Source organism: Rhodococcus sp. NPDC019050, from assembly GCF_055664235.1.
In genome coordinates this window covers 1-11,354 of the sequence record NZ_JBVOON010000031.1, presented here as the reverse complement: position 1 = coordinate 11,354, position 11,354 = coordinate 1, and the positions used below count along the sequence as shown (strand labels likewise).

At 66.3% G+C, this 11,354-nt stretch carries 2 protein-coding genes; both read right to left on the bottom strand.

Annotation, left to right across the window (positions count from 1 at the left end; all coding sequences use genetic code 11):
* A partial coding sequence (locus tag AC0B44_RS20835; RefSeq protein WP_471904649.1) for an amino acid adenylation domain-containing protein occupies nt 1-6,307 on the bottom strand: 6,307 nt, incomplete at its 3' end.
* 119 nt (nt 6,308-6,426) lie between these two features.
* Nucleotides 6,427-11,354, bottom strand: a 4,928-nt coding sequence (locus AC0B44_RS20830) for an amino acid adenylation domain-containing protein (protein ID WP_471904648.1), incomplete at its 5' end; no start/stop codon positions are given.

The following is an 11,354-nucleotide window of genomic DNA, read 5'->3' as shown; positions in this document are numbered from 1 at the left end:
GCACCTCCACCAACCGCTCGAACGGCACATCCGCATGCGCGAACGCATCGAGATCTGTCCCCCGAACGGTATCGAGGAACTCCCCGAACGGGACCGCACCGTCGAGGGAAGTGCGCAATACGAGGGTGTTGACGAACATGCCTACCAGATCGTCGAGCGCAGCCTCACCACGCCCCGCGATCGGCGTGCCGATCGCAACATCGGAACTCGCACCCAACCGCGACAGCAACACCGCCAGAGCAGCATGCACCACCATGAATTCGGTTGCGCCACTGCGTCGTGCGAGATCGGCTACACCCGAACGGATACGTCCGTCGATCGTGACACCGTGCGAGGCGCCCAGGTAACTCGACACCAGCGGGCGAGGCCGATCCGCCGGCAACGTCGACTCCTCCGGCAGATCCGCCAAAGCACTGCGCCAGAACTCGGTTTGCCGCGCAAGCAGCGACTCCGGATCCGACTCGTCGCCGAGGACCTCACGCTGCCACAGTGTGTAATCCGCGTACTGCACCTCGAGCGCCGACCACCCCGGGTCCACGCCTGCAGCCCGCGCCGCATACGCCGTCACCACATCACGAGTCAACGGTCCCATCGAGAACCCGTCACCGGAAATGTGATGAACCACCACAACCAGAATGTGCTCGTCCGGCGCGACCCGCAGCAACCGCACCCGGATCGGAACCTGCTGCGTCACATCGAAACCGGCGGTCACAACCTGCGTGACGCGTGCCAGGACGTCGTCGGCCGCGACAGTTTCCGGACGTACCTCGACGATCGAGTCCGATGCGGGCAGGATCTCTTGGAAACCGACCCCGTCGACCTCCGGATACACCGTCCGCAACGACTCGTGCCGTGCCACCACATCCGACACCGCGGCCTGCAACGCGTCGACATCCAACGATCCCGACAACCTGATCGCCACCGGAATGTTGTTCACCGCAGATTCTGGATCCAGCCGGTTGAGGAACCACATCCGCTGCTGCGCCAACGACAACGGAATCTGCGCCGGACGAGAGCCGGCCACAAGAGGCACGCGACCCGCAAACGACGACGACTCGAGTAGACCCGCAAGCGCTTCGACGGTCGAGGCTTCGAACAACACCCGCACCGGCACCTGCGTATCGAGTGCGGCACTCAGGCGCGCGACCGCCTGCATCGCGATCAACGAGTTACCACCCAGCGCAAAGAAATCATCGTCCGCACCGACACGCTCGACACCGAGCACCTCGGCGAACACCGACGCCACACTCTGCTCGACAGCAGTCTGCGGCGCCCGGAACTCACGAGCCTCGAAAGTGGGCGAAGGCAACGCCTTACGATCGAGCTTGCCACTGCTGTTGAGCGGAAACGCATCGAGCACCACAAACAACGACGGCACCATATACCCCGGCAACAACCCCGAAACAAACCCCGCCAACTCGCCGCGATCCACCGTGGCCCCCACAACAGGCACCACATACCCCACGAGCTGATCCCCGAGATCCGAGGCCGACACCACCACCGCAGCCTGAGCGACCGAATCGTGCGACACCAACGCCGCCTCGATCTCACCGAGCTCGATCCGCAACCCCCGCAACTTCACCTGAAAATCGGAACGACCGATGTACTCCAGTTCTCCATCGGCATTCCACCGCACCACATCACCCGTGCGATAAAGACGCTCACCCACACCGAACGGCGACGCCACAAACCGCTCCGCCGACAAATCCGGCCGACCCACATACCCACGAGCCAACTGCACACCCGACAGATACAACTCACCCGCCACACCCACCGGCACCGGCGCGAGTCGGCTGTCGAGCACAAACACCTGCGTATTCCACACCGGCGCACCGATCGGCACCGACACCACGTCAGCATCGGTCACCTCGTGGAACGTCACGTCCACCGCGGCCTCGGTCGGACCATACAAATTGTGCAACCGCACCCCTGGCAGCACCGACATCAACCGGCCCGCCACCGACGCGGGCAACGCCTCACCCGAAGCGAACACCAACCGCAACGACGACGCCGCCCCCACCGACGCCTCCGCCACGAACACCGCCAACATCGACGGCACAAAATGCGCCACCGACACACTGCGCTCCGCCATCACCGTCGCCAGATACACCGGATCCCGATGACCGTCCGGAGCAGCAACCACCAACCGCGCACCCACACCCAACGGCCAGAAAAACTCCCACACCGACACATCGAACGTAAACGGCGTCTTCTGCAACACCACATCATCTCGGGTGAGCGAGTATTCGTGCTGCATCCACTCGAGACGATTGACGATCGCCCCATGCGAAACCGCCACACCCTTCGGCCGCCCCGTCGAACCCGACGTGAAAATCACATACGCCGTGTTGTCCGGGCGCAGGACACTGCGCCGCTCGTCGTCACCGATCCGCTCGGCAGAGAACCCTTCCAGATCCAGCCGATCGATCTCTATCGCCTCGACATCCACCCCGGACGGCACCTCGAACCCATCACGGGCCGTCGTCACCAGACACACCGGATCAGCAATATCGAGCACATGCCGAATCCGATCGGCCGGATGATCCGGATCGATCGGCACATAGGCGCCACCCGCCCGCACGATCGCATACATCCCCACAAGAAGATCCAACGACCGGCGCACCGCCAGCCCCACCGTCGTCTCCGGACCCACACCCCGCGAGATCAGATACCGCGCAAGCCGATTGACCCGCGCATCGAACTGCGCATACGTCAACGACTCGTCTTCGAACACCACCGCGTCCGCATCCGGCGACGCAGCAACCTGCGCGTCGAAGCGATCCAGCAACGTCGACTCCGGCACCGGATGCGACGTATCGTTCCACCGCTCGAGCACCGTCACCCGCTCATCGGCGCCCAGCAGATCGATATCCCCCACCCGACACGACGGATCAGCCACCACCGCCTCGAGGATCCGCACGAACCGATCCGCGAAGCCCTCGACCGTTGCGGCATCGAACAGATCGGTGGCATACGTGAACTCGATACCGAAACCCTGCTCACCCGACCCGGCCAGATCGGTGACGGTCACCTGCAGATCGAACTTCGCGATCGCCGTGTCGAATTCCAGTGACTCGACCGACAGGCCGGGGAGCTCGAGGGATGTGACGGGCATGTTCTGGAAGGTCAGCATCACCTGGAACAGCGGATGACGCGCCTGCGAACGCGCAGGATCGAGCACCTCCACCAACCGCTCGAACGGCACATCCGCATGCGCGAACGCCTCCAGGTCCACGTCGCGCACGCTGCCGAGCACCTCGTCGAACGAGCGGGAGGTGTCGATCGGAGTCCTGAGCACCAAGGTGTTGACGAACATGCCGATCGCATCGTCCAGCGCGGCGTCCCCGCGACCGGCGACAGGTGACCCGACGACAATGTCCTCGGTACCCGACAACCGGCCGAGCAGCACTGCCAACGCGGCGTGCACCAGCATGAACTCGGTCGAGCCCTGCCGGCGCGCGAGCTCTGCGACACGACGACGCAGGTCGGGACCCACGTCGAGCCGGTGCGATGCTCCTCGGTTGCTCGCCACCGCGGGGCGCGGGCGATCCCGTGGAAGCTCCAGCTCGTCGGGAAGCTCCGCCAGCGTCCGGCGCCAGTAGTCGAGTTGTTGTGCCATGAGCGACGACGGGTCGTCCTCGCTCCCGAGCACCTCGCGCTGCCAGAGTGCGTAATCGGCGTACTGCACCTCGAGGGGTTCCCACTGCGGAGCACTCCCCGAGGCCCGGGACACATAGGCAGACATGACATCTCGTGTCAGGGGGCCGGCGGAGAATCCGTCGGCGGAGATGTGGTGGACCACCACCACCAGCACGTATTCCTGGTCAGAGACGCGCAGCACCCGCACCCGGAACGGCACCTGACGGGTGACATCGAATCCTTCGGAGACGATGTCGGTGACGCGGGCGACCACGTCGTTCGGGGAGATCGGTTCGGGCGTCATGTCGACGACGAATTCCGAGACCGGCAGCACCTGCTGCCTGCCGATCCCCTCATCGTCCGGGTAGATCGTCCGGAGCGACTCGTGCCGGGCGATCACGTCGGAGACCGCGGACGACAGGGCCTCGACCTCGACGCGCCCGACCAGCCGGATCGCCAGCACGATGTTGTTCACCGCAGAACCGGGATCGAGGCGGTTGAGGAACCACATCCGCTGTTGCGCCAACGACAACGGCACCCGATCCGGACGCGCCTGTGCAACCAGCGGTGCACGCTCGTCGCCACCGTCAGCCGCTGCGGCGTCGACGAGCGCCGCGAGTTCGGCGGCGGTCGGCGCATCGAAGAACTCGCGGACGTCGATACGGACGTTGTGGTCGGCACCGAGGCGTGCCACCACGCGGGTCGCACTGAGCGAGTTGCCGCCGAGGTCGAAGAAGTCGTCGTCCACGCCGAGTCGTTCGGCGCCGAGAACCTGCTCGAAGGCAGCAATCACAGCGTGTTCGGTCGGGGTGGACGGCGCGCGGTACTCCCGCTGGAGTGAGCTGAAGTCGGGTTCCGGCAACGCCTTTCGATCGAGTTTTCCGCTCGCGCCCAGCGGGAAGGCGTCGAGTGCGACGAACAGCGACGGCACCATGTAGTCGGGCAGACGTCGCCGCACCGCGTCTGCGAGTTCGGTGCGGTCGATCTCGCGGCCGTCGGTGACGAGGTAGGCGACAAGGTGGTCGCCGAGGGTGGGTTCGTGGTGCACCACCACCACGGCTTGACGCACCGCCGGGTGGTCGAGCAGTGCCGATTCGATCTCTCCGAGTTCGATGCGCAGTCCGCGGAGCTTGACCTGGAAGTCGGTGCGGCCGATGTACTCGAGTTGCCCGTCGGCGTTCGTCTTCACGAGGTCGCCGGTCCGGTACATGCGGTCGCCGGCGTCTCCGAACGGGTCTGCGACGAACCGGTCGGAGGTCAGATCGGGGCGTTGCAGGTAGCCACGCGCCAACTGGACCCCGGCGAGGTACAACTCGCCCTCGGATCCGTCCGGAACCGGACGCAGACCCTCATCCAGAACGTAGAGACCGGTGTCGGCAACCGCCGCGCCGATAGGGACGACGGTGTCGCCGGGCGCGGTGGCGTAGTAGGTAACGTCGACCGCGGCTTCGGTGGGCCCGTACAGATTGTGCAGGCTCGCCGAGGACAGTTGATGGAACCGCGCCACCGTCTGCGGAGGCAGCGCCTCACCGGACGCGAAGACATAGCGCAGGGAGGTCACCGATGCAGCGGCAGGCTCCTCGACGTACACCGCGAGCATCGACGGTACGAAGTGAGCGATGGTCACGCCGTGGTCGATCATGGTGCGGGCGAGGTACCCGGGATCGCGATGGCCATCGGGCGCTGCGATCGTCAGGCACGCTCCCACCTGTAGCGGCCAGAAGAACTCCCACACCGAAACGTCGAACGTGAACGGGGTCTTCTGCACGACCACGTCGTCGGCGCACATTCCGTACTCGGCCTGGCGCCAGGCGATGTTCGCGACGATCGCACGGTGTTCGACTGCCACGCCCTTGGGACGCCCCGTGGATCCGGAGGTGAAGATGACGTACGCCAGGTGGTCGGCGGTCAGCGCGCCCGTCCGCTCCTCGGGCCGGACGGGTTCGTCGGAGACGCCCGACAGGTCGATCGTGTCGACCGCCACCGTCAGGACCGTGGCAGGCAGGTCCACGTCGTCTCGTGCGGTCGTGACGACGACTGCGGGTTCGGCGATCTCGAGGACGTAGGCAAGCCGATCGGCCGGGTGATCGGGATCGAGAGGCACGTAAGCGCCACCGGCCTTGACGATCGCGTACATGCCGACGAGCAACTCGAGCGACCGCCGGACGGCGAGACCGACGCGAACGTCGGGCCCCACACCGAGGTCGATCAGGTGCCGCGCGAGGCGATTCGCGCGCGCATCGAACTCGCGATAGGTCAGGGTGTCGTTCTCGAATCGGAGCGCCGTCGCGTCCGGTGTCGCCGCGACCTGCGCATCGAACTTTGCAGCGAGGGTGTTCGGGTCGGCTACCACCGGCGCGACCGCGTCGTCTCCGAGCACCACCAGGGCGTCGGAGAGAAGCGACTCGACGACCGCGGGAAGCCCTGCACCCCCGAGTAGTCCGGGGGCGACGTTCGACAGCACGACAGGGAGGAGAGCGTCGAACCCGAGCGCGCCACCCATCGCCGCGTCGAGGGTGGATATCTCCTGGTGCAGGCTGCCGTAGGTAAGCCGGGTCTCGCCGTCGACGAGGGCTACACGGCCGGGCTCGACGTCCGCCACGGCGGCGAGCACCCGAGGCAGATCGCCGATTGCCAACGCCGGATTGCCCGCCACGTCACTCGTCATCTACCCCATCCTCCTGAAATAACCTGCGCTCGCTGTATCGCTCACGCGACCCCCGACGGTACTGTCCGAGCGTCGAACGACATTCGATCCTCGATTATCCCGAACGGACCGACGCAGAACTAATCCGCGGAGATCACTTCCTCCGCCAGGGCGATCACCTGACGCACGAGTTGCGCGAGGCCGTCCGCCCCCAGTTCTGGCAGCATTCCCGGCACCAACCCGTTGAGCACCACCGATACGAGCGCTTCCGCGGTCAGCGCACCGCCAGTGGTCGTCGTCATCGTGTCCAGGCGTCCCGCGAACTCACCGAATGTGACTTCGCGTTCACCGTGCGCGAAGGCGACCGTGTCGGGCGCGACCGTGGCTGCTTCCGTCACGAGTGCGGGAAGATCCGCCACCGTTCGCGCCTTCTGCGGCCGTGCGGCACGCGCACGTTCCTCGTCCGAACGGATGTCGATCGACCGCAGCACTGTGCGAGGGTCGGTGGCGACGGCGTCGAGGATTCTGACGAAGCGACGACCGAACGTTTCCACCGTTGCCGCGTCGAACAACGCCGTGGCGTACGTGAAGGTCACGTCGAGATCCTGAAGCGCACCATCGGGCGAGAACTGTTCGACGACCGTGCACTGCAGATCGAATTTCGCTTGGTCTACGCCCGTCTCGAGCGGCGTCACTGCCAGACCCGGCAGTTCGAATGTCCCGGTTTGGATGTTCTGGAACGTAAGCATCGCCTGGAACAGCGGAGTGTACGCGCTGCTCCGGCGCACGCCGAGACGTTCCACGACCCGTTCGAACGGCACGTCCGCGTTGCCGAACGCGGCGAGATCCTTTTCCCTGGCCTGTTCCAGCATGTCCGAGAACGTCGACGAACCGGGGACGCGGGTGCGGAGCACCAGGGTGTTGACGAACATGCCGACGAGACCGTCGAGCGCTTCTTCACCACGACCCGCCGTCGGAGTGCCCACGGTGATGTCGTCGCTGCCGGACAGCCTGGAGAGCAGCACCGCGAAGGCAGCGTGCATCGCCATGAATACGGTGGCGTGGTGTTCCCGTGCGACCTTCTCGATACGGACGGCGAGTTCCTCACCGACGTCGAAGGTGATCGATGCACCCGCGGTGGACTGCCGGGCCGGTCGCGGACGGTCGGTGGGGAGCTCGAGCACTTCGGGTGCACCCGCGAGTTCACTTGCCCAGTAATCGAGTTGACGTGACAGTTCGCTGTCCGGATCGTCCTCGGAACCGAGGACGGACTGCTGCCAGAGCGTGTAATCCGTGTACTGGACCTCGAGTGGCTCCCAGCCCGGGGCTTGTCCCTGCGCACGGGCGGTGTAGCCGAGCATCACGTCGCGGACGAGCGGTCGCATCGAGTAACCGTCCGCGGCGATGTGGTGCGCGACCACGGCCAGCACATGTTCGCTCGCCGAGATCCGGAACACCGCCATCCGCACCGGAGGCAGCGAACCGGTGACGTCGAATCCGGCGCCGAGGATCTCGGTGAGACGGTCGACGAGTTCGCCGGGCGTCACATCGATCGGGGTCAGAGCCGGAACGGCCTTCGCAACCGGCAGGACGACCTGCACGGGGCCGTCCGCGGTGTCCGGGTAGACGGTCCGGAGTACCTCGTGCCTCGCGAACAGGTCGAAGACCGCGTTCTGGAGGGCCTCGGTGTCGAGTTCACCGGTCAAGCGCACGGCAACCGGGATGTTGTAGACACCGGAGTCGGGATCGACCCGGTTCAGGGTCCACATCCGCTGCTGCGCCAACGACAACGGAATACGTTCGGGCCGCGGTCCGGCAACGAGGGGGGCGCGAGCCCCCACCCCGACGGAAGGCTGGATATGGGCGGCAAGAGCCCCCACCGTGGGTGCCTCGAACACCTTGCGCACGGCCACCTTCGTGTCGAGCGCCGCGCCGAGGCGTGCCGCGAGTTGCGTCGCGAGCAGGGAATTGCCGCCGAGGGCGAAGAAGTCGTCGTCGAGACCAGCCCGCTCCACACCGAGCAACTCGGCCACTGCATCCGCGACGACCTCCTCGACCGGATTGGTCGGTGCGCGGAACTCGCCTGCCTCGACGCCGGGATCGGGCAGTGCCGCCCGGTCGAGTTTGCCGTTGGTGCTGAGCGGCAGCGCATCGAGTTCCACGAACGCCGACGGCACCATGTACGACGGAAGCCGTTCGGCAAGTGCGGAACGGACATCGTTCTCGTCGAATCGCCCATCGGCCGGAACGACGTAGGCGATCAGCCGGTCGCCGGTCCGGGCGTCGGAGCGCACCACGACAGCGACGTCCCGCACGTCCGTGAGGTCGCGCAGAGCAACCTCGATCTCGCCGAGTTCGATCCGGTATCCGCGAATCTTCACCTGGAAGTCGGCGCGGTCGAGGTACTCGAGTCGGCCGTCCCGGTTCCATCGAACGATGTCGCCGGTGCGGTACATCCGTCCGCCGCCGAACGGATCCGCGACGAATCGGTCGGCCGTCAGGTCGGGGCGGTCGTGGTAGCCACGCGCCAGTTGAGCCCCCGAGAGGTACAACTCGCCTGCCACACCCGGGGCGACCGGACGCAACCGCCCGTCGAGAACGTGGACGGCGGTGTTCCACTCGGGCACACCGATCGGGACGATGACCGTGTCTGCATCGTCGACCTCGTGAACGGTGACCGACACGGCAGCTTCGGTCGGACCGTACAGGTTGTACAGCGCCGCCGAATTCGCCTGCCGGAACTGCTGTGCCACCGGAGCCGGCAGGGCCTCACCGATCGCGAGGACGCGACGCAGCGACGGGGAAAGCGGGCCGGCCGCCACGGTCATGAGCATCGACAGCATGGAGGGAACGGTGTGCAACGTGGTGACATTGCGATCCCGCAGCAGTCCGAGCAGGCAGTCGGGGTCCCGATGCCCGTCCGCCGTTGCCACGACCAGCCGCGCCCCGGACGTGAGCGCCGACCAGAACTCCCACACCGACAGGTCGAAGGTGGCGACCGTCTTGAGGAGCACGGCATCGTCCGGGCCGAGTCCGAAGAAGCTGCGCTTCCACAGCAACTGGTTCACGATCGCGGCATGCGGAACGGCAACGCCCTTCGGCCTGCCCGTCGAACCCGATGTGAAGATCACGTAGGCCGTGTGGTCCGGCCGTAGCGGCGCGGTCCGCTCGACATCGGTGACCTGTGTGTCCGCGACATCGGAGAGGTCGACGCGGTCGAGTTCGACCACCCGAACCTGTCCGTGTCCGACCGGGTCCGCACTCGTCGTGACGATCACCGCGGGTGCAACAGCGTCGAGGATGTACGCGTTCCTCTCGGCAGGCTGCGCGGGGTCGACGGGCACGTACGCGGCGCCGGTCTTGGCGATCGCATACATCCCGACCAGCAGTTCAGGAGAACGCCGAACTGCAAGTGCGACACGATCTTCGGGTCCCACACCGAGCGAGATCAGATATCGGGCGAGCCGGTTCACCGACGAGTCGAACTCGCCGTACGTCCACTGCCGGCCCTCGTAGTCGAGGGCCACGGCATCGCGCCGGGTGGCGACCTGCTCGTCGAACAGGTCGACGAGGGTGGCGGATACGCCGGTGTCGTGGGTGGTCTCGTTCCGTGCGGCGAGATCGTGGCGCTCGGACGGGAGAAGCAGCAGGTGGTCACCGACCGGCGCAGCGGGATCCTCGACGAACGCACCGAGTAGCTGCACGAACCTGTCTGCGACCGCTTCCACGGTCTCCCGCTCGAACAGATCCGTCGCGTAGGTGAGGACGGCGTCGATCCCGTCCGGCGTGCCGTCCTCGCGGTAACGGTCGGTGACGATCAGGTGCATGTCGAACTGTGCGACGCCACCTTCGAGGTCGATCGGCACCACGTCCAGACCCGGCAGCTCGAGTTCCGAGCGGCGCTGGTTCTGGAACGAGAACCCGACCTGGAAAAGCGGGTGCCGTGCTGTCGAGCGCGCCGGATTGAGGACCTCGACGAGTCGTTCGAACGGTATATCGGCATGCGCGAACGCCTGCAGATCCGTTTCACGGGCGGCGACGAGCAGATCACCGAAGGAGTTGCCGCCGTTCACCTGCAGCCGCAGCACGAGCGTGTTGACGAACATGCCGATGAGGTCGTCGGTGGCCTGCTGGTCACGGCCCGCGATGGGTGTGCCGACCGCGATGTCGCCGGCACCCGACAGCCGAGCGAGTAGCGCCGCGAACGCGGCATGCACGGCCATGAACACCGTGGCGTTCTGCGCTCGAGCGAGGTCGCGTAGCTCACCGTGCAGGTCGGCACCGATGCGGAACTCCACACGGTCGCCGCGGAAGTTCTGCAGTGCCGGCCGCGGTCGATCGAGCGGGAGATCCAGCTGGTCGGGCAGGTCGGCCAGAGACTCACGCCAATAGGCGAGCTGCTTCGCGGCGGTCGAGTCCGGGTCGTCTTCGGAGCCGAGCACCTCGCGCTGCCACAGCGCGTAGTCCGCGTACTGCACTTCCAATGGCGCCCAGGCCGGTTCGGTTCCGGCGGTGCGCGCGGAATACGCCGTCATCACGTCACGCACCAGCGGCACCATCGAGGACCCGTCGCCACTGATGTGGTGCACGACCGTCACCAGCACATGGTCCTCGTCGGTCACGCGCAGCAAGTGCATACGCACGGGCACGTTCGTCGTCACGTCGAATCCGGCCGAGACGATCTCGCGCATCCGAGCCTCGAGGTCTGTCGCCGTGACATCTTCCGGGGTCAGGTCCACCGACGCCTGCGCCGCCGGGAGGATGCGCTGAACGGGGCCGGACTCCGTCTCCGGGTAGACGGTGCGCAGTGATTCGTGCCGGGAGACCAGATCCGCGACCGCGTCGCGAAGCGCTCCGACGTTCAGTGCACCGGTCATTCGCAGGGCGAGCGGAATGTTGTATGCGGTGGAATCCGGATCGAACCGATTCAGGAACCACATCCGCTGCTGCGCCAACGACAACGGCACCTGCGCCGGCCGCACCCGCGCAACCAACGGCACCCCGGCACCCCCACCGGACACCTGCTCCACCCGCCCCGCCAGCTCCCCGACAGTGGCCGCCTCGAACA